Here is a 19,108-nt window from a genome sequence, read left to right as displayed (position 1 = left end):
GTGATGCCTTTCGGACGGGCTTCGGTGAGCCTCAGGTGAGCCGGGACAGCAGGGTGGTCAGGTGGTCGGCGCTGCGGCGCAGGAACGCGCGTTCCCACTCCGCCCCCAGGGGAGGCGCGTAGTAGGAGTCGACGGGGGTCAGTTCGCCCGCCGCCATGCGGCGCTCGGCGACGCTCGCCAGGCGGACGAGCCCGGCCAGGTCGGCCAGTGGCAGGTCGGGGTGGAGGTCCTGCCAGCGCCGGTCGAAGATCTGGATGCCGTTGCGGTCGCGCCCCTTGGTGTTCTCTATGGTGAGGTTGACCTGGGGCGCGTGTTCGAGCAGCAGGGACAGGACGGCGGCGAGGTCGACGACGCCGTCGCCGCAGGCGCGGTTCTGGCGTTCGAGCCCGTCGCCGGTGAAGGTCACCACGAGGTCGCGCATGTGCGTCTGGCGCGTGTACGGCGCGACGCGGCGGGTGGCCTCGACGGGGTCCTCGCCGCGGACGACCACGTTGGCCAGGTCCAGGGTCACGCCGACGGCGTCGGGTCCGACGTCCTCGACGAGCCTGACCAGCTCGAACGTGGTGATCTCCTCGTGGGTCTCCAGGTTGATCCGGGCGCCGTGGCCGCGCAGCACCGGGGCGAGCCGGTGCAGGAGGCGGCGGGTGGCCTCCAGTTGCTCCTCCCAGGTGACGTCGGTGCGGAAGCGGTCGATGGCGTGCAGGCCCCAGCGGAAGTGCTGGTAGTTGGCCGTGTCACCCCACAGGTCGGCGCAACCGATCGCGGCCGCCGCCTCGATCACGCGGCGCGCGCCGAGCAGGTAGTCGCCGTCGCCGAGCTCGCGGATCGACGGGTCCTCGGCCGTGTTGAACGGGTTGACCTTGCCGAGCCCCGTCTCCAGGTAGAGGTCCAGGTCGTCGGCCTGCTGCCGCAGGGCCGCCAGCCGTCCGGGATCGAGTTCGGGGCTCATGTGCAGGATCGTGCGGAAGAAGACGCCGTGGTGGCCCAGTTCGGCCGCCGCCGACAGCACGCCCTCGGGGCCGAGTTCGGCCGCCTCGGGGAACTTCAGCCCGCACACGCCGATACGCGTCATCCGGTCCTTCCTTCCTCGGTCGCGTGACAGCGCGCCCAGTGGCCGCCGCCGAGGTCGGTCCTGGCGGGCCGTTCGGCGGCGCAGCGGGCGGCGGCGAGCGGGCAGCGGGCGGTGAACGGGCAGCCCGCCGGCGCCGGAGCGGCCGCCGCGCCCGCCGGAGCGGCCGGGGGCGCCGCGCCGCGGCGCTCGCGGCGCGGGTCGGGCACGGCCGACAGCAGCAGGCGCGTGTACGGGTGGGCGGGCCGTTCCACCAGGGTGGCGGCGTCGGCGCCCTCGACGGCGTGCCCGGCGTACATGACGAGGATCCGGCCACCGAGGTAGCGGGCGGAGGCGAGGTCGTGGGTGATGTACAGGTAGGCCGTGCCCCGGGTGGCGCGCAGCCGTTCCATGAGGTTGAGCACGCCGGCGCGCACGCTGACGTCGAGCATCGACACCGGTTCGTCGGCCACGATGAGCCGGGGGCGGACGGCGAGCGCCCTGGCGATCGCCACCCGCTGCCGCTGCCCGCCGGACAGCTCGTGCGGGTGGCGTCGCGCCAGGGAGGGGTCCAGTCCGACGGTGGTGAGCAGATCGGCGACGTCGCCGGGGTCGTGGCCGTGCAGGATGAGGGGCCGCCGCAGGTGGTGTCCGACGGTGTGGACAGGGTTGAGCGAGCCGAACGGGTCCTGGAAGACCATCTGCACGGCGCGGCGGTAGGCCGGGGAGGCCCGGCGTGGCTCTCCGGTCAGGCCATCGGCGCCGTCGAGCCGGATCGTGCCGCCGGTCGGCCGGTCCAGGCGGGCGACGAGCCGCGCCGTCGTGGACTTGCCGCTGCCGGACTCGCCGACCAGCGCGACGATCTCGCCGGCGCCGACCTCGAACGACACGTCGTGCACCGCCCGCAGCACTCGGGCACGCCGGCCCCGGCCGATGGTGAAGTGCCTGGTCAGGCCCTCGACCTGGAGGAGTGGGGATGTCACGGGGTCACCTCCGCCGGGCCGTACAGGTGGCAGGCCACGTCGCGGTCGCCCACGGTGACCCGGACGGGGCGCTCGGCGCGGCAGCGGTCGTGCGCCGAGGGGCAGCGCGGCGCGAACCGGCAGCCCGGGGGCGGGTCGACGAGGTCGGGCGGGGCGCCGGGGATGCCGGTGAGCCGCGTGTCGTCGCCGTGCAGCGTCGGGAACGATGCGAGCAGGCCCCGGGTGTAGGGGTGGGCGGGGTCGTCGAGGATCGTCCGGGCGTCGGCCAGCTCGACCACCTCACCCGCGTACATGATCGCGATGCGGTCGCTGATCTCGACGAGCAGGGAGATGTCGTGCGTGATGAACAGGACGGCGAAGCCGAGCCGCTCCTGCAGCCTGCGCACCTCGGCGATGATCTCCCGCTGGACGACGACGTCGAGGGCCGTCGTCGGCTCGTCCATGATGAGGAGTCTGGGCCGCAGGGCCAGGGCGATCGCGATGGCGATCCGCTGCCGCATGCCGCCGGACAGTTCGTGCGGGTAGGCGCGCAGCCGGTCGGCGCCGATGCCGACGAGCCCGCACAGCCGGGCGGCGCGCTCGCGGGCCTCGCGCCGGCCGGTCCGCTCGTGGGTGCGGATGACGTCGACGAGCTGGGCCTCGACGCGGAGGACCGGGTTGAGGGCGTTCATCGCGTTCTGGAACACGACGGCGATGTCGCGCCAGCGGACGCGCCGCAGTTCCTCGTCGGACAGGCCGAGCAGATCGACGCCGTCGCCGTCACCGTCGCCGAGGCGGACGCGGCCGCCGGTGATGACGGCGGGGTCGCGCAGCAGCCTCGGTACGGCCATGGCCAGCGTCGACTTGCCGCAGCCCGATTCCCCGGCCAGCCCGAGGATCTCGCCGGGGAACAGGCCGAGGCTCACCCCGTCGACGGCGCGGGCGGTGCCGCGCGGGGTGTGGAAGTCGACGGTCAGATTCTCGATGGACAGCAGGCCGGTCGGCGGCGCGGTCGTCCCGGCGGTCAGCGGTTCAGCCACGCCGCACCGCCGTGGCTCGGCGGAAGCCGCGGGGGCGGCGGGCGGCCGCGCCGCGCGCGACCCGCAGCCGGGGGTTGGTGGCGGCGTCGATGGCGAAGTTGACCAGCGCGAGCGCCGAGGCGGTCAGCGCGATGCCGAGACCGGGGGCGACGAACGTCCACCAGGCGCCCTGCAGCAGCGCGGAGTCGTTCTGCGCCCAGAACAGCATCGTCCCCCACGACGGCTGGTCGGCGTCGCCGAGGCCGAGGAACTCCAGCGCCGAGCCGGCGGTCAGCGCGAAGACGACCTGGCCGCAGAAGTAGGCGGCGATGACGGAGGCCATGTTCGGCATGATCTCCACGAAGATGGTCCGCCGGCGGTGTTCGCCCGCGACCGTGGCGGCGGCGACGAAGTCGCGCCGGCGCAGGGTCAGCGCCTGCGAGCGGACCACCCGGGCGCCGAACGCCCAGCCGGTCGCCACGAGGACGAGGACGATGGTGCCCGTGCCGGGTGGCAGGAACGCCGCCAGGACGATGATCAGCGGCAGGCTCGGGATCGTCAGGACCACGTTGACCACCAGCGAGATCGCCTCGTCGGCCACGCCGCCGAGGAAGGCCGTGACGAGGCCCGCGACGACGCTGATCACCGTGGTGCCGGTGCCGACGACGAGGGCCATGCCGAGAGAGGTGCGGCCGCCGTACAGGACGTGGCTGAGGACGTCCTGACCCTGGCCGTTGGTGCCGAGCGGGTGGTCGGCCGACGGCGGGCTGAACGGCCCGCCGTCGGACCAGGTGGTGGTGTGGGGTGCCAGTACGGGTGCCAGGAGCACGGCGCAGGCGATGAGGGTGAAGACGGCGGCGCCGGCGACGGCACGGCGGTCGCCGCGCAGGAACGCTGTCACCTTCCGCATGGGGAACACCTCCTTAGGAGCTCGCGGTGGCCGCGCCGCGCACCCGCGGGTCGAGCGCCGCGTAGAGCGCGTCGACCGCGAAGTTCACGGCGAGGACGGAAATGGTGATCATGAGGAAGAGGGCCTGCATCAGCGGGTAGTCGTGGGTGGTGACCGCCGCGTAGAGCTGGTTGCCGAGGCCGGGGTAGGTGAAGACGACCTCGGTGAGCAGCTGCCCGGAGAAGACGTGGCCGACGGCCAGGCCGAGAGAGGTGACGGTGGGCAGGATCGCGTTGCGTGCGGCGTAGTGGCCCATCACCCGCCAGGTCCGCAGGCCCTTGGCCTCGGCCATGGTCAGGTAGTCCTCGTCGAGGACGCCGATCATCGTGTTGCGGATCGACAGCACCCACGCGCCGACGGAGACCAGCGCGACCGTGGTGGCGGGCAGCAGCAGGTGGGTCGCGACGCTGCCGAGGAACTCCGGGGTGAGGCCGGGTGCGACGTCCATGCCGTAGGCGTGGCCCTGCGGGAGCGCCTGCCAGCGGACCGCGAACAGGTAGAGCACGAGCAGCGCCAGGAAGAAGTAGGGGAACGAGCCGACGAACATCGTCAGCGGCGGCACGAGGGTGTCGAACCGGCTCCCCCGCCGCCAGGCCGCGAAGGAGCCGAGCAGCGTGCCGGCGGTGAAGCCGATCAGCACGCTGACGGTGCCGAGCAGCAGCGACCAGCCGAGGCCGTCCCGGATGAGGTCGGTGACGGGGGTGGGGAACTGCGACAGGGAGGTGCCGAGGTCTCCGCCGAGGAGGCTGCGCAGGTAGTCGGCGTACTGCGCGAGGAGCGGCGCGTCCGACAGGCCGTACGCCTCCTTGAGCGAGGCCAGGTCGTCGGGGCCGAGCTGGTCGGCGTAGCCGGCGAACAGCGTCGTCGCCGGGTCGCCCGGCATCAGGCGGGGCAGCAGGAAGTTGAGGGTGACGGCGACGAACCCCGCGACCGCGTAGAACGCCGCCCTGCGCAGCAGGAAGCTCATGCGACGGGCTTCAGCTTCGGGTAGACGAGGAGCGGCGTCGGGAAGCGCGGGGAGTTGCGCAGCGGCGCGTAGGGGGCGCCGGCGTCGGGCCAGCCGGTGAAGCGCCGGGAGCTGTAGGCCCCCCACTCGGGTTGCTCGTACAGGGGGACGGCGGGGAAGACCTCGACGAACAGCTTCTGCAGCCCGCGTCCGATCTTCCGCTGCTCAGCGGCGTCGGAGACGGTGGCGAACCTCTCCAGCAGCTCGTCTGCCTCGGGTACGGCCAGGCGGTGGAAGTTGAGGTTGCTGGTCTCCCCGACGGGCCGCCGGGTGAAGCTCGACATCATCGCGCGGAAGTAGCCGAAGGGGGACGCGCCGCGCTCGCCGGGTCCGAGGGTGATGTCGAAGCGCCCGTTGTAGACGGCCGAGGTCCACTGGTCGAACCCGATCGTGCGCAGCTTGACCGTGACGCCCACCTCAGCGAGGTTCTGGGTGACGATCTGGGCCACGGCGACGAAGTCGGTCCAGCCGCTCGGGACGACCAGGTCGAAGGAGGCGGGCTCGCCGTCCTTGCCGGTGCGCCTGCCGCCGGCGCCCCTGGCGAGCCCGGCGGTGTCGAGCGCGGCGTTGGCCGCGGCGACGTCGCGGGTGACGAGCCCGGCGTGGGCGCTCGTCAGGGACTCGTCGATCCAGCCGGGGTAGGCGTCGCGGGCGATGCCGACCGCGTTGGCGGGCTCGCTCTTGCCCCACACGGCGATGTCGACCATCTTGCGCCGGTCGAGGGCCATGCTGAGGGCCTTGCGGACCGCGGGGTCGTCGAACGGCGCCTTGGTGGTGTTGACGAACAGGAAGATGTCGGAGATCCGCGGCCACCAGTAGTGGTTGTTGCGCCTGTCCTTCGCGACGAACGTCCGGTCGGGGTCGGGCACCAGGCCGCCCCAGTCGACCTGCCCGCTCACCAGCGCGGAGTTGATCTGGTCGTTGCCGGCGTAGGTCGGCACCCGCAGGCCGGGGATCGCGATCGGCTGCCAGTAGCCGTCGCGTCTGCGCAGCTCGTACATCTGCGGGCGGAAGGCGGTGAGCGTGAACGGGCCGGTGCCCACGGGGTCGGGGTTGGTGTGGGTGACGGGGTCGGCGACGGCCGACCAGATGTGCCGGGGAACGAGGAGTTGCTGCGCGATGTCGTGCAGCGCGGGGGTGTAGGCCTTCTTGAAAGTGAACTCCACGGTCCCGGCGTCGGGGGCCCGGACGGCTTCGACGTAGTTCGCGACGGCTCCCGTGGCGTACCCGATGAGTCCCTTGTGCCGCTTCAGCAGGTCGAAGGTGAACGTGACGTCCTCGGCCGTGAACGGCCTGCCGTCGGACCAGGTGACCTTGTCGCGGAGCTTCATGGTGAGCACCGTGTTCTCCTGCGACCAGGTGAAGCCGGTGGCGAGCCAGGGCTCCAGCGCGCCCGTCACGTGGTTGAAGATCATGAGTGGCTCGTAGACGCAGAACCGCGCCGCCCAGCGCGAGCTGGCGGCGAACGGGTTGAAGTTCCTGGCGAGCGTCGATCCCTGCTCGGAGGCGACGGTGAGCAGTGGCGCGGTGCCCGCGCCGGACTTCGCGCCCTGGCCCGCACCGGTTTCGGTGCAGCCGGTGAGCGAGGCGGTGAACGCGGCGGCGCCCAGGGCGCCCGCGCCGCGCAGGAGAGTCCGGCGGCCGAACCGCCGAGGATCGACGACCATGTCGCACCTCCGTTGAGGGCTCCCGCCCTTACTAGAACACACTGTTCGTATTAGTTGGTGGACGCTAATGTCCCTATCCCTGTGAGGTCAATGGTTTTCCGCAGAAAGTGCTAACAGTATGTTCGAGATATATGATCGTGGTCATGTCCCGTCAACCACAGGCGGCGGCGCTGCCGTCGGGGGCGTCCACCGTGCTGCGCAACCTCAACGAGCGCTCCGTCGTCGTACAGCTCCTGCACGACACCCCGCTGACCCGTGTCGACCTGGCCGAGCGCACCGGCCTGGCACTGCCGACGATCAGCCGTGCCGTGGCGAACCTCGAACGGTCGGGGATCGTGCGCGCCACCGGCCGCGACACCTCCCGCAAGGGGCCCGCCGCCGCGCTCTACGAGGTCCGCCCGGTCGGCGGCGGCCTCGCGGCGGCCGTGTCCGTCACCTCGGTCGGTCTCGCGGTGTCGCTGCTCGGCCTGCGCGGCGAGCGGGTGGCCCTGGCGGAGGCCCCCGCCGAGCGGGTGCCCGGCGGCGCCCCGCTCCACCTCCAGGTGCGGGGGCTGCTGGAGCGCGCCCTCGCCCACGCGGGGGCGTCCCGCCCGGAGGTCTGGCACGGTGTCGTCTCGGTGCCGACCGTCGTCGACGCGGGCGGCGTCCTGCACCGCGACCTCCCCTCGGCGCTGCCCGCCTTCGACCAGGTGTCCATCGACGCGATCGTCGAGCTGTTCGGGGGCGCCGCCACCGTGGAGAACGACGTCAACCTCTCCGCCCTGGGCGAGCGGGCCGCGGGCGTCGCCCGCGACGTCGACGACTTCGTCTACGTCTCCGTGGGGCGCGGACTCGGCATGGGCGTCGTCATGCACGGCGAGATCCACCGGGGGGCCACCGGAGCGGCCGGGGAGATCTCCCGCATGCCGCTCGGACACCGCTCCCTCGACGATCCCGGCATCCGCGACTCCGGACGGCTGCACCACTCGGTCACCGAACAGGCCCTCGCCGAGTACGCCACGGCGGAGGGGCTGCCGGAGACCGGCCCCGACGCGGTGTTCGGCGCCGCCGCGCGCGGCGACGAGCGGGCCGTCCGGGCCGTCCGCCAGGTCGCGCGGCACCTCGCCGGCGCCGTCGCGGTGACCGCCGCCGTCCTCGACCCGGCCCTGGTCGTGCTGGGCGGGACCGTCGGAGGCAGGCACGCCCTGCTCGACCCGGTCCGCGCCGAACTCGCCCGGCTCGTCAAGACCGCGACACCGGTGATGTCGTCCGCGCTGGGGGCGGACGCGGCGCTGCGCGGCGCCGAGGCGGTCGCGTCGGGCCGGGTGCGCGACGAGCTGCTGCGCCGGGTCAGCCCGGCGGGCGCCGCGGAGCGGTGATCCCCGCCGGTGACGCACCGGCGCCGGGTCCGGCGGGCGCCGCGCGACGATCCCCGCGCACGGCGGCTCCGCCGGTCCGGATCAGCGCGGCGACGCCGGAGCGGGGCTCCGGGGACGAGCGGTGCCCGGCAGGCTGAGAGCCGCCACCACGCCCCCGTCCCGGGCGTTGCCGAGCCGTACCGTCCCGCCCGCCTCCGCGACCGCCTGGGCCACGATCGCCAGCCCGAGGCCGGAGCCCGGCAGGCCGCGCGCCGCCGGCGAGCGCCAGAAGCGCTCGAACACGTGCGGCAGCTCGTCGGCGGGGATGCCGGGACCGTGGTCGCGCACGGTCAGCTCGCCGCCGCGCAGGCGAACCTCGACCCGGCCGGGACCGAACTTGGCGGCGTTGTCCAGGAGGTTGAGCACGGCCCGCTCCATCAGGGCCGCGTTGCCCTCGGCGTACCACGGGCCGAGCTCGGCGATGATCTCCGCACCGCGCAGCCCGGCCCGCTCGACGGCGGTCCGGACGACCTCGTGGAAGGCGAACTCCACGTGCGGCTCGTGGTCCCCCTCCCCCCGGGAGAGCTGGAGCAGGTCCCCCACCAGGGTCGACATCTCCTCGAACTGGGCCTTGAGACCGGCCAGCAATCTGCGCTTCGGCTCGGCCTCCAGCGGCCGGCCGATGTTCTCGCTGCGCAGCAGCAGGTCGATGTTGGCGCGCAGGCTGGTGAGGGGGGTGCGCAGCTCGTGCCCGGCGTCGGCGACCAGCCGCCGCTGCCGCTCGCGGGAACCGGCCAGCGCCGCGGTCATCGCGTTGAACGAGGCGCCGAGACGGGCGATCTCGTCGGTGCCCTCCACGGGGATGCGGGTGCCGAGGTCCTCGGTCCTGGCGACGTGCTCGACGGCCTCGGCCAGCCGGCCGACCGGACGCAGCGCCGTACGGGAGACCAGCAGCCCGGCCCAGGCGGCGCCGACCACGCCGAGGGCGGCCACCCCGGCGAGGACCCAGGCGAGCGTGGTCAGCGTGGACTGGAACTCGGCCAGCGACCGCGACTCCATCACCGCCAGGCCCGATCCGGCGCTCGTGGTGAGCACCCGCACCGGGGTGCCGTCCTCGGCGGCGCCGTCCCGCAGCGCCCACGTTCCCACGGGGGCCGCGGCCAGGGCGCGGTCGGCCGGGGTCGCCGTGACGGCGAGCCCGCCGACGACGCACCTGCCTCCCTGCGCGTCGATCACCTGCACCGGGAGGACCCGCGGCGGCCTGGGCCGGTCCGGGAACGTGCGCTGGGGGGACCCGGGCAGATCGGGCAGCGGGGGGAGGGCGGGCAGGTGGCCCGCGCAGTAGTCCTGCATCCACTGGGCGCCGGCCGACGTTCCCTTGGGCTTCTCCAGCAGGGAACGGTCCACCTGGTTCAGCAGCGCGCCGCGGACGATGAACCAGCAGGCGCCCGCGCACACCGCGATCGCCAGCGCGACGGCCGCCGCGACCAGCAGGGTCAGTCGCGAGCGCAGAGAGCGGCGGCGTCTCACGGCGCGGCCCGCAGGACGTAGCCGACGCCGCGGACGGTGTGGATCAGGCGGGGACGGCCGCCCGCCTCGGTCTTGCGGCGCAGGTACATGATGTAGACGTCGAGGGAGTTGGACGACGGCTCGAAGTCGAAGCCCCACACCTCGCCGAGGATCTGCTCGCGGGTGAGCACCTGGCGCGGGTGCAGCATGAACAGCTCCAGCAGCAGATACTCGGTGCGGGTCAGCTCCAGCCGCTCGCCCGCCCGGGTGACCTCCCGGCCCGCGGTGTCCATCCGCAGGTCGCCGCATGCCAGCACGGCGTCGCCGAAACCACCGGGGCCGCCCGGGCCGCCGGGACCGCCGCCACCGGGCGCGGCGGAGGCGGCGAGGGCGCCGCGGCGCAGCAGCGCCCTGACCCGGGCCAGCAGCTCGTCCAGCTCGAACGGTTTCACCAGGTAGTCGTCGGCCCCGGCGTCCAGCCCGGACACCCGGTCGCCGACCGCGTCGCGGGCGGTGAGCATGAGCACCGGCACGTGGTTGCCGGCCGCCCGGAGCCGCCGGCACGCGGTCAGGCCGTCCAGGCGGGGCATCATCACGTCCAGCAGCACCAGCTCGTACGGTTCCCGGGCGAGGACGGCCAGGGCCTCCTGCCCGTCGGGGGCGACGCCGACCCGGTAGCCCTCGAACTCCAGGCTGCTCTGCAGCGCCTCCCTGAGCGCGGGCTCGTCGTCCACGACCAGCACCCGCGCCGCACCACCGTCACCCATGGCCCCCACGCTAGACGCCCGACATGAGAGCCCGATGAACGCCCGCTCCCCCTCCCCGTTCCGCCCCCGCAGGCCCGGACCGCCGGTCATCGGGGCAGGCGGGGCCGCACGGCCGCGCTCAGGACGGGACGGCGCTCGGGGGGCAGGGCTCAGGACAGAGCTCAGGACAGGACGGCCATGGCGGCGTTGTGGCCGGGGATGCCGCTGACGCCGCCGCCGCGCCGGGCGCCCGCGCCGCAGAGCAGGACGCGCTCGAAGGCGGTCTCCACCCCCCACTTGCCCGGCTCGCCGTACGGCCACGACAGGTCCCGGTGGAAGATGTGCCCGCCGGGCAGTCCCGCCTCGTCCTCCAGGTCCACCGGGGTCTTGACCTCCAGGCACGGGCTCCCGTCGGGGGCCCTCAGCAGGCAGTCCCCGATCGGCTCGGCGAGCACGGAGTCGACGGAGGCGAGGGTGGCCCGCAGCGCGGCCTCGCGCGCCCCGGCCGGGTCCTCGCGGAACAGCCGGGCCGGCATGTGCAGGCCGAACAGGGTCATCGTCTGCGCCCCGGCGGCGCGCAGGTCCGCGCCGAGGATGGACGGGTCGGTCAGCGAGTGGCAGTAGACCTCGGCCGGGGGCAGGGCGGGGATCCGCCCGGCGGACGCCTCGGCGTACGCGCGGGCGAGCTGCTCGCGGCCCTCGTTGATGTGGAAGGTGCCGCTGAAGGCCGCCACCGGGTCGACCTCGGCGTCCCTGAGCCGCGGCAGCCGGGAGAGCACCATGTTGACCTTCAGCTGCGACCCCTCCGGCGCGGACCCGTCGCCGCCGAGCAGCCGGGCGAGCACGGCGGGCGGCACGTTCGCCAGGACCCGCGCGCCGCGCACCGCGTGCTCGCCGCCGGCGTCGCGGAAGGTCACCTCGCCCGAGGAGGGGTCGACGGCGAGCGCCTCGGCGCCGGTCAGGATCTCGGCGCCGGCCGAGCGCGCGGCGTCGGCGAGACCTCCGGAGACCGCGCCCATGCCGCCGACCGGGACGTTCCAGTCGCCGGTGCCGTCGCCGATCACGTGGTAGAGCAGGCAGCGGTTGGCCAGCAGGCCGTCGTCGCCGGGGTCGGCGAAGGTGCCGATCAGGGCGTCGGTGAGCACCACCCCCCGTACGGTGTCGTCGGCGAAGCGCTCGTCCACGACCTCGCCGATCGGCCGCTCGAACAGCTCCCGCCACGCCTCCTCGCCGACGAGGTCGCGCATGGCCCGGCGGTCCATGAGGGGGTGCAGCAGGGTCGGCGCGACGCGTCCGGCGACGTGCCCGGTCAGCGCGTAGAAGCGCCGCCAGGCCGCGAGGTCGGCCTCTCCCCCGGTCACCCGGGCGAATGAGGCCGCGGTGCGGGCCTCGTCGCCGTGGTCGACCAGCAGGCCGGTGTCCCCGGCGGGGGTGTAGGAGGCGTAGCGGCGGCGGCGCAGCTCCAGCCGGAGCCCGAGGTCGGAGACGATCTTCGAGGGCAGCAGGCTGACAAGGTAGGAGTAGCGCGACAGGCGGGCGTCCACGCCGGGGAAGGCCCGCGCCGAGACCGCGAGGCCGCCCACGTGGTCCAGGCGTTCCAGCACCAGGACCCGGCGGCCCGCGCGGGCGAGGTAGGCGGCGGCGACCAGGCCGTTGTGGCCGCCTCCCACGATCACTGTGTCGTAGCGGGAACGGAACACGCGTCACCCCTTGGGAGGTTCCGGGACCGGGTTGGGACCGGTGGATCGGGCCGGGTGTGGCCGCGGGTCAGAGGCCCGTCTGCCGGTGCGGTTCCGGACGGAGCGCGTTCGCCACCTCGATGAGCGCCATGCCCGGCACCATATAGCGAAGGCGACAAAACGGTCTATAGGTCATTCCTCTTTACCGCTCAGGCGGTAAGGCGGGTACTCCTCCGGAGAGAGGGAGGTGTCACCGGCCGCCGCGCTCCCGCCGCCGGTGGGAGGCGTCAACCCCGGGAAGGGGCCGGGACCCCGCCGCGCCCCGCGCCGCGCGACCGGCGCGCGGGCGCGGCGTTCCCGGCGGCTCTACGGGTGGACGTCCCCCCGGGACGGCCGTAACGTGATCACCCCGGAAGCAGCAATCCCGGTTACACCGTTCCAAAAGGGCGACGAGCCGGCCCGCACAGGGAGACAAGAGACCGCTCATGCGTACCACCCACCAGCCCATCGAAAGCGTGCTCCGACCGTCCGGCGAGGTGGCCGAGGCACTGGATCGGGGCGCCCCGGTCGTGGCCCTGGAGTCCACGATCATCTCCCACGGCCTGCCCCAGCCCCGCAACCTCGAGGTCGCGGCCGAGCTGGAGCGGATCGTCCGGGACGCCGGGGCGGTGCCCGCGACGATCGCGGTGCTGGACGGGGTGGCGCGCATCGGCCTGGACGAGGGCGAGCTGGAGCGGATCGCCACCGAGCCGGGGCTGCGCAAGCTCGGCTTCCGCGACCTGCCCGCCGCCGCCGCGCTGCGGGCCAGCGGCGCGACGACGGTGTCGGCGACCTCGTTCCTGGCCGCCCGCGCGGGCATCCGGGTCTTCGCCACCGGCGGCCTGGGCGGCGTGCACCGCGGCTGGGTCGAGACCCAGGACGAGTCGGCCGACATCGACATGCTGAGCCGTACCCGCATCACCGTCGTCTGCGCGGGGGTGAAGTCGATCCTGGACGTCCCGGCGACCCTGCAGCGGCTGGAGACGCGCGGGGTCACCGTCGCCGGTTTCGGCACCGACGAGTTCCCCGGCTTCTACCTGCACACCTCCGGCGAGCGCGTGGACTGGCGGATCGAGACCCCGGAGGAGGCGGCGGGCGCCATGCGGGCCCAGGACGCGCTCGGCGGGCCGGAGACCGCGCTGATCGTCGCCAACCCGGTGCCGCGCGACCGGCAGCTCGACCCGGCCCTGCACGACCGGGTGCTCGCCGAGGCGCTGGAGGCGGCCGAACGGCAGGGCGTCAGCGGTCAGGCCATCACCCCGTTCCTGCTGGCCTACCTGGTCAAGGGCACCGACGGCGCCTCCCTGGAGGCCAACCTGGCGGCCGTGCGGGGCAACGCCCGCGTCGCCGGGCTGATCGCGGCGGCGTGGAGCAGGGGAAACTGAGGAAACCGTGAGCACAGCCGGTCTGCTGGTCATCGGTGACGTGGTCACCGACGTCGTCGCGCTCCACGGCGGCACCGCCCTGGCCCACCTGGCCGTCGGGACCGACACGGCCGCCGACATCGTGCTGCGCCCGGGCGGCTCGGGGGCCAACACGGCCTCCTGGGCCGCCCACCTGGGCGCCGACGCGCGGATCCTGACCCGGGTCGGCTTCGACACGGGCGAGTGGCACGCCGCCGAGCTGCGGCGCCGGGGGGTGCGCCCGCACCTGCGGGTGGACCCCGAGCGGCCGACCGCGGTGGTGATCGCCATGGTCGACGTGACCGGCGAGCGCTCCATGCTCACCAACCGGGGCGCGGGCGGGCACATCGGCGTCGACGACTGGGACGAGAGCCTGCTCGACGGGGTCGGCCACCTGCACCTCTCGGGCTACACCCTGTTCGCCGAGCCGGGGCTCCAGCTCTCCCGGGTGGCCCTGGCGGAGGCTGCCCGGCGCGGCGTCACGGCCAGCGTCGATCCGGCCTCGACGGGGTTCCTGCGGTCCTTCGGCGCCGGGCGGTTCGTCGAGGAGACCCTGTCCGCCCGGCTGATCGTCCCGAACCTCGACGAGGCGCGCCTGCTCACCGGTGAATCCTCCCCCGAGCGCGCCGCCGAGCGGCTGAGCCTGCGGTACGGCGCGGCCGCCGTGAAGCTCGGCTCCCGGGGGGCGCTGATGGCCCGCGGCGGAAAGTTGACCGCCCGGGTTCCCGGACTGCCCGCGGAAGTGGTTGACTCGACCGGGGCCGGTGACGCGTTCGCCGCGGGCCTGTTGACCGCCCTGCTGAGAGGGGCGGACGACGAGGCCGCACTGGACGCGGGGCGCCGCGCCGGGGCCGAGGCGGTGGCCGCCGTCGGCGGTCGGCCGCGCGTCGCCGGGTCCGAAGTGGGTACCAACCAGCTTTATCCTCTTATCACCAATTGATAGCTTGCGGCGTAAGCTGCACCATCAGCCACATGCGTCACTTTGGGGAGGTTGCGGTCCACCGATGGATGCCGATTCATCGATCTGCCTGAGTGATCTGGTACCGGCCCTGCGCTGGAGCAGGCCCCAGCAGGTCGCCGAAGCCCTCTCCGATCCCCGCCTGCCCGCCGGGTGGTGGTCCTCGGTCACCCTCACCAAGGCCCTCGGCACCGCCGGGCTCGACTGGATCTGCGACCGGCTCGCCCGGCTCTCCGTGTCGCGCTGGGATCACCTGCCGCTGAGCGACGTGCTGCCCGCCCTGCACGTCCACACCGTCGACCCCACCCTGCCCGGATGGCCGGAGCCGGCCCGCGCGGCCATCTCCGCGCTGGGCGGCTGGGCCCGGCTGCGCCGGCTGACCTCCGCCGACCTGGGCGGCGCGCCCGGTCAGGCCGCCCCCGAGGTCGTGGTGACGGCCGTGTTCCAGGAGGTGCTGGGCCGGGTTCCCGGGATCTCCGGGGTCGCCGAGCAGGCCGGGACGGCCGCCGGAACGGCCGTGGAGAACCGCCCGGCCACCGGACAGGCGCCCGCCCCGGCGACGGCTCCGGCGGCCCCGGAACGGCAGGCCCCGGCCGCGCCGCCCGCGCCGCCCGCGGTCTCGGTGCCCGCGCAGTCCCCCGCGCCCGCCGCGCCGCAGCCCGCCACGCCGGCCGTACCGCAGGCCGCGCCCGCCGCGGCGCAGGCGCCGGCGCGGCCGCAGGTGGATCTCGGCGACTACCCGCTGGTCCGCCTGGTGGACAACATGTTCCGCGGCTGGAATCGGCTGGAGCTCGCGGTCGCCGTGGAGCGGCTGTTCGCCGTCGATCCGATCAGCCTGCGCGCGCTCGCCCACAGGCTCGACGCCGGCCGCGACGCCCTGTCGGCGGCCCAGCGCACCGCCGAGGAGCGCATCCTGCTGTGGCTGCGCTCACCGGAGTCGGCCCCGCTCACCGGCCACATGTTCGGGCTCACCGAGTGGCTGGGCGCGGCGGCGACCGAGGAGCAGCTCATCGCGGCCGACCCGGCGCACCCGGTCGAGGTCCCCACGCTCCGCACGCCGCTGTGGCGGGTGCTGGTCACGCTCATGCCCGACCGGCGGCTCCAGGACGGCTGGCTGGTCGTCGGCGACCTCGGCGGCCTGCGCGACCGGACCCGCAAGTTGCTGGCCGGGCAGCCGTCCGACGCCGACGTGGTCGCGCTCATGGAGCGCCAGCTCGGCATCCGCGCCCACTCCGCCCCGGCGTGGCTGGTCGCCCTCAACAACTCCCCGGCCGGGAGCGAGGGCGTCCCGCAGGGCGGCGCCGGCTCCCCCGGCCAGGGCGGGCAGCTCCCGCGCCGCACCCCGGGCGCCAACGCCCACCACCACCATCGCGGCGGCCAGCCGATCCCGCAGGTCAGCCCCGACTCCATCGACCCGCGTGCCGCGCTGGCGACCCTGTCGGCCCTGTCCGGCAACGGCCGCCCGCATCTGGTCTCCAGCCGGCGGGCCCCGCTGCACCCGCCGGCCGGTCCGCCGAGCTCCTCCGGTCCGGTCACCGATCCGAGCCGCTGGCAGCGGATCGAGGTGACCAGCGAGCATCTGCGGGGCGGCCCGGTGGCGGTTCCCGAGGGGTACGCCACCAGGCTCGGCATGCGCCCGGGCACGCTCCTGTCGGTGACCGGCCCCGGCGACAACGCGGTGGTGCTGGTCTGGCGCGACCAGCCGGTCTTCGACTCGCTCCAGCCGGTGCTCATGCGCCTGAACGCCCGGCCGGGCGACCAGGTGTACGTCACCGTGGACGGCTACCGCCTGGAGGCCCAGCTTCCCGGCTGAGCCGCCCGGCCGTCCCCTGCGGCCCCGCCCGGAGGGCGGGGCCGTTCCCTTCGTCCCGTGGGCCCGCCGCGGTGCGGCATCGCACCGCGGCGGTCCCGTGCGGCGTCCGCCCCCCGTGGCACGGGCTCTCCCGTGCCGGGCGTTCTCCGTCCGCGCCCCGCGCCGGGCGCTCCCCGCCCGCGTTCCCGCACCGGGAGTTCCCCGCCCGCGCCTCACACGTCCGGTGTCCGGCCGCCCACGCTCCCGTGCCGGGCGGGTCCGTCTCAGACGGCCACGGCCTCGGTCCGGCGGCCACGCCGCCACAGGCCGTCCGCGGCCAGCGCCCCGCCGCCGCTGAAGCCGATGGCCAGGGCCGCCGCGGCGAGGGCCAGGACGAACTCGTAGCCCCCCTTGTCGACCGCGAACCCGTTGGCCCCGTGGACGAAGACGATCGCGCCGACCATGTCCAGGGCGAGCAGGACGCCGAACACCGGCAGCGCCGCGCCGACGATGAACGCGATCCCGCCGACGACCTCCAGCACGGCCACCGCCGGGGCCGCCAGGCCCGGCAGCGGAATCCCGATCTGCTCGAAGAACGCCGTCGTCCCGGAGATCCCCATGGTGGTGAACTTCTGCCACCCGTGGACGAGGAAGATCACTCCGATGCCGATCCGCCCCAGCAGCAGGGCGAAGGGCCGAATCCGGTCGAGCATTGCCGCTCCTTTGTTAGTTCGAATTTGAATCAAACCTAGCCGGTAGTTCAAATTCGAACAACCCATACACTGGATCCGTGACGGACACCCCATGGCTGAGCGAGGCCGAGATGAGCGCCTGGATGGCCTATCTCACCGCCTCCCACCTGCTTGAACGGCGCATCGAGGAGCAGCTGAAGGCCGACTCGGGGCTGACCCACGCCCAGTACGAGATCCTCGCCAAGCTCTCGGCCGCCCCCGGGCGCCGCATGCGCATGACCGAGCTCGCACGCAGCGCCGTGGTCTCCAAGAGCGGGCTCACCTACCAGATCGGCCGGCTGGAGAAACGCGGCCTCGTCGCGCGGGTGGCCTGCCCCTCCGACGAGCGGGGCGTCCTCGCCGTGCTGACCGACCGGGGCATGAGCTGCCTGGAGAAGACCGCCCCCGGCCACGTGGCCGTCGTCCGGGCGTTCCTGATCGACCAGCTCACCCCCGAGGAGCTGGCCGGCATGACGCGGATCATGTCCAAGGCCGCGGCGGTGATGGCGTCCCCCTACGGGGACGACCCCACGGGCATGACGGGCACGAGGGGCACGAGGGGCACGACGAACACGACCGGCATGACGAGTACGGCCGGCACCGGCGTGGCCGGCGTCTGAACGCCGCCGGCGTCCGGGCGGCGGGAACGGGGCGGGCACCCACGAGACCGCCCCGCGGCGCCGTGAGGGCCGCGGGGCGGGACGAGAGCCGGTACGGCCCGCGCGCGGGGGCGCTCGGTCCGCGCGAGCCGTACCGTGCCGGGACCGCGCCGCCGGGTCAGGCGGCGGCGCAGCCGACCGAGGCCGGCACGCCGGATGCTCCGGGCGCGTTGCCGGTGAAGCCGAAGGACGTGGTGGTCCCGGACGAGAGGGCGCCGTTGTAGTCGGTGTTCCGCACCGTGACGGCGGCGCCGCTCTGGGTGTACTTCCCGTTCCAGAGCTGGGTGACGGTCTGGCCGCCGGAGAAGGTCCAGCTCACCGTCCAGCCGCTGATGCCCTGGGCGCCGGTGTTCCGTACCGTCACCTCGGCCTGGAAGCCGCCCTGCCAGGAGTTGACGATCTTGTAGTCGGCCGCGCAGGACCGGTCGCCGGGCGGGGGCGTGGAGGTGTGGGTCGGGGTGGAGCTGGGCGACACCGTGGGGGTCGCCGTCGGGGTCGCCGTGGGCGTGACGGTCGGGGTCGGCGAGGAGGTGGGCTGCGGTGCCGCCATGGCCAGGTCGTAGGCCCGCTGCGGCACGAACTGCCCGGCCGGGCCGATGCAGCCGTCCGACTCGCCGGGAAGCTTGATCCAGAGGAACGCGTCGATCATCGGGTCGCCGGTGCCGGTCGTGCTCGGCGTGCCGATCGCCCGGCCCGCCGGGTCACACCACTCGCTGCCCTGTGGTCCGTTGCCGTTGCGGCTGGTGTCGATCACGGCGCGCAGCCGGGAGACGCCGGTGGCGGAGATGATGTTCTTCGCATACGCGACCTCGGTGGAGGTCCAGCGGTAGTTGGAAACGTTGAGGGAGAAGCCGTCACCGCTGTCTGCGATGCCGGCCGCCTTCAGCCGGGCCGCGGCGTCGGAGGCGGACAGCCAGGCCGAGTGGCCGATGTCGAAGTAGACCTTCGCCGCCGACGAGGCGGCCTTGAGCTTCTTCCCGGCGTACGCCATGGAGGCGTTGGTCTCCTGCTGCTGGGCCGAGCTCATGCAGCTCGTCATGATCGGCAGGACGTCGGGCTCCAGGATGATCGACGCCGGGCGTCCCTGCAGGCCCGCCGCGAGCTCGTCGATCCACTGCCGGTAGGCCGTGTGGTTCGGCGCACCGCCGGTGCTGGCGCCGCTGCAGTCGCGGTTGGGGATGTTGTAGACCACCAGGATGGGCGTCTTGCCGGCGCTCGCGGCGGCGCCGACGAACTCCGACACCTGGCCTCGCACGGTGGAGGTGTTGGTCGTGGTGAACCACCGGGCCTGCGGGACGGCGGCGATCCGGTCGCGGATGACCGGCGCGCGGTAGTCGCCGAGGTTGGCCGCGACCCACTTGGCCGCGCCGGTGGCCGGGTCGACGTAGAAGGAGGAGTCGGCCGCGGCGGCGCCGGAGGCCACTGAGGCCATGGAGGCCACGGACGCCGCGACGCCGGTCGCCACGGCGAGGGCCGCGCCGAGCGCGGCCAGGATCGGCCTTCTTCGCATGGGGGGACTCCTTGGGCGGGGGAAGTGGGAGCGCTCCCAAACTAACGAGTCCACCTCCCCCGCCTCCAGCGAAGGCCGCCCGTCCCTGCCGCTC

The 19,108-nt window shown here is 74.2% G+C and carries 16 protein-coding genes; 5 read left to right on the top strand and 11 right to left on the bottom strand.

The genetic code is table 11. From position 1 onward, the window contains the following. Positions 1-31: 31 nt before the first annotated feature. Genes HDA43_RS29330 through HDA43_RS29305 form a run of 6 tightly spaced genes read right to left on the bottom strand, consistent with a single transcriptional unit; the run spans position 32 to position 6,651 of the window. Positions 32-1,072 carry a sugar phosphate isomerase/epimerase family protein gene (locus tag HDA43_RS29330; protein ID WP_179827396.1) on the bottom strand — a complete coding sequence of 347 codons (1,041 nt, stop codon included), beginning with the start codon at positions 1,070-1,072 and terminating at the stop codon, positions 32-34. Then, the gene (locus tag HDA43_RS29325) at positions 1,069-2,031 is read right to left on the bottom strand and encodes an oligopeptide/dipeptide ABC transporter ATP-binding protein (protein ID WP_179827394.1); all 963 of its coding nucleotides are present in this window, start codon (positions 2,029-2,031) and stop codon (positions 1,069-1,071) included. The genes HDA43_RS29330 and HDA43_RS29325 overlap by 4 nt, the downstream gene beginning before the upstream one ends. After that, complete coding sequence (locus HDA43_RS29320) at positions 2,028-3,050, bottom strand: ABC transporter ATP-binding protein (protein ID WP_312873602.1); 1,023 nt, start codon at positions 3,048-3,050, stop codon at positions 2,028-2,030. The genes HDA43_RS29325 and HDA43_RS29320 overlap by 4 nt, the downstream gene beginning before the upstream one ends. Further along, the gene (locus tag HDA43_RS29315; protein ID WP_179827392.1) at positions 3,043-3,939 is read right to left on the bottom strand and encodes an ABC transporter permease; all 897 of its coding nucleotides are present in this window, start codon (positions 3,937-3,939) and stop codon (positions 3,043-3,045) included. The genes HDA43_RS29320 and HDA43_RS29315 overlap by 8 nt, the downstream gene beginning before the upstream one ends. A 13-nt stretch (positions 3,940-3,952) precedes the next feature. Continuing rightward, on the bottom strand, positions 3,953-4,945 hold the full coding sequence (locus HDA43_RS29310) for an ABC transporter permease (RefSeq protein WP_179827390.1): 993 nt from the start codon (positions 4,943-4,945) through the stop codon (positions 3,953-3,955). Beyond that, a complete protein-coding gene (locus HDA43_RS29305) occupies positions 4,942-6,651 on the bottom strand; it encodes an ABC transporter substrate-binding protein (RefSeq protein WP_179827388.1) in 1,710 nt (569 codons plus the stop codon). The genes HDA43_RS29310 and HDA43_RS29305 overlap by 4 nt, the downstream gene beginning before the upstream one ends. Before the next feature lie 143 nt (positions 6,652-6,794). On the opposite strand from HDA43_RS29305, the gene HDA43_RS29300 reads away from it, so the two are divergent. Continuing rightward, positions 6,795-8,009 (top strand): ROK family transcriptional regulator, encoded by a 1,215-nt coding sequence (locus HDA43_RS29300; protein ID WP_179827386.1) that lies wholly within the window; start codon positions 6,795-6,797, stop codon positions 8,007-8,009. Between the two features lie 81 nt (positions 8,010-8,090). On the opposite strand, the gene HDA43_RS29295 is transcribed toward HDA43_RS29300, so the two are convergent. The 3 genes from HDA43_RS29295 to HDA43_RS29285 form a co-directional block, all read right to left on the bottom strand. After that, a complete protein-coding gene (locus HDA43_RS29295; RefSeq protein ID WP_179827384.1) occupies positions 8,091-9,518 on the bottom strand; it encodes a sensor histidine kinase in 1,428 nt (475 codons plus the stop codon). Beyond that, entirely contained in the window at positions 9,515-10,264 is a 750-nt protein-coding gene (locus HDA43_RS29290) for a response regulator transcription factor (RefSeq protein ID WP_179827381.1), read from the bottom strand. The genes HDA43_RS29295 and HDA43_RS29290 overlap by 4 nt, the downstream gene beginning before the upstream one ends. Before the next feature lie 161 nt (positions 10,265-10,425). Next, the gene (locus HDA43_RS29285; protein ID WP_179827379.1) at positions 10,426-11,943 is read right to left on the bottom strand and encodes a phytoene desaturase family protein; all 1,518 of its coding nucleotides are present in this window, start codon (positions 11,941-11,943) and stop codon (positions 10,426-10,428) included. A gap of 464 nt (positions 11,944-12,407) precedes the next feature. Here HDA43_RS29285 and HDA43_RS29280 point away from each other — a divergent pair, with 464 nt between their 5' ends. From HDA43_RS29280 to HDA43_RS29270, 3 genes are all read left to right on the top strand, one after another. Then, a complete protein-coding gene (locus tag HDA43_RS29280; RefSeq protein ID WP_179827378.1) occupies positions 12,408-13,346 on the top strand; it encodes a pseudouridine-5'-phosphate glycosidase in 939 nt (312 codons plus the stop codon). 7 nt (positions 13,347-13,353) lie between these two features. Further along, a complete protein-coding gene (locus tag HDA43_RS29275) occupies positions 13,354-14,304 on the top strand; it encodes a carbohydrate kinase family protein (RefSeq protein WP_179827376.1) in 951 nt (316 codons plus the stop codon). A gap of 64 nt (positions 14,305-14,368) precedes the next feature. Further along, positions 14,369-16,135 carry a hypothetical protein gene (locus tag HDA43_RS29270; protein ID WP_179827374.1) on the top strand — a complete coding sequence of 589 codons (1,767 nt, stop codon included), beginning with the start codon at positions 14,369-14,371 and terminating at the stop codon, positions 16,133-16,135. A 263-nt stretch (positions 16,136-16,398) separates the two neighbouring features. Here the strand turns inward: HDA43_RS29270 and HDA43_RS29265 are convergent, their stop codons facing one another. After that, positions 16,399-16,827 (bottom strand): DoxX family protein, encoded by a 429-nt coding sequence (locus HDA43_RS29265; protein WP_179827372.1) that lies wholly within the window; start codon positions 16,825-16,827, stop codon positions 16,399-16,401. Positions 16,828-16,904: 77 nt separating this feature from the next. Between HDA43_RS29265 and HDA43_RS29260 the strand changes: the two genes are divergently transcribed. Beyond that, complete coding sequence (locus HDA43_RS29260; protein ID WP_312873601.1) at positions 16,905-17,465, top strand: MarR family winged helix-turn-helix transcriptional regulator; 561 nt, start codon at positions 16,905-16,907, stop codon at positions 17,463-17,465. A 157-nt stretch (positions 17,466-17,622) separates the two neighbouring features. On the opposite strand, the gene HDA43_RS29255 is transcribed toward HDA43_RS29260, so the two are convergent. After that, entirely contained in the window at positions 17,623-19,014 is a 1,392-nt protein-coding gene (locus HDA43_RS29255; RefSeq protein ID WP_179827370.1) for a glycoside hydrolase family 6 protein, read from the bottom strand. Between the last annotated feature and the right edge of the window lie 94 nt (positions 19,015-19,108).

Source organism: Streptosporangium sandarakinum (genome assembly GCF_013409935.1).
Lineage (GTDB): Bacteria > Actinomycetota > Actinomycetes > Streptosporangiales > Streptosporangiaceae > Streptosporangium > Streptosporangium nondiastaticum.
Note: the sequence above shows the minus strand (reverse complement) of the source record. Positions and strands in the feature narration are given on the sequence as shown.

Excerpts from the sequence above, each read along its gene's own strand:
- HDA43_RS29310 (WP_179827390.1), bottom strand. The coding sequence starts at position 4,945 with ATGAGCTTCCTGCTGCGCAGGGCGGCGTTCTACGCGGTCGCGGGGTTC.
- HDA43_RS29305 (WP_179827388.1), bottom strand. The coding sequence starts at position 6,651 with ATGGTCGTCGATCCTCGGCGGTTCGGCCGCCGGACTCTCCTGCGCGGC.
- HDA43_RS29330 (WP_179827396.1), bottom strand. The coding sequence starts at position 1,072 with ATGACGCGTATCGGCGTGTGCGGGCTGAAGTTCCCCGAGGCGGCCGAA.
- HDA43_RS29300 (WP_179827386.1), top strand. The coding sequence starts at position 6,795 with ATGTCCCGTCAACCACAGGCGGCGGCGCTGCCGTCGGGGGCGTCCACC.
- HDA43_RS29315 (WP_179827392.1), bottom strand. The coding sequence starts at position 3,939 with ATGCGGAAGGTGACAGCGTTCCTGCGCGGCGACCGCCGTGCCGTCGCC.
- HDA43_RS29280 (WP_179827378.1), top strand. The coding sequence starts at position 12,408 with ATGCGTACCACCCACCAGCCCATCGAAAGCGTGCTCCGACCGTCCGGC.
- HDA43_RS29265 (WP_179827372.1), bottom strand. The coding sequence starts at position 16,827 with ATGCTCGACCGGATTCGGCCCTTCGCCCTGCTGCTGGGGCGGATCGGC.
- HDA43_RS29270 (WP_179827374.1), top strand. The coding sequence starts at position 14,369 with ATGGATGCCGATTCATCGATCTGCCTGAGTGATCTGGTACCGGCCCTG.
- HDA43_RS29290 (WP_179827381.1), bottom strand. The coding sequence starts at position 10,264 with ATGGGTGACGGTGGTGCGGCGCGGGTGCTGGTCGTGGACGACGAGCCC.
- HDA43_RS29255 (WP_179827370.1), bottom strand. The coding sequence starts at position 19,014 with ATGCGAAGAAGGCCGATCCTGGCCGCGCTCGGCGCGGCCCTCGCCGTG.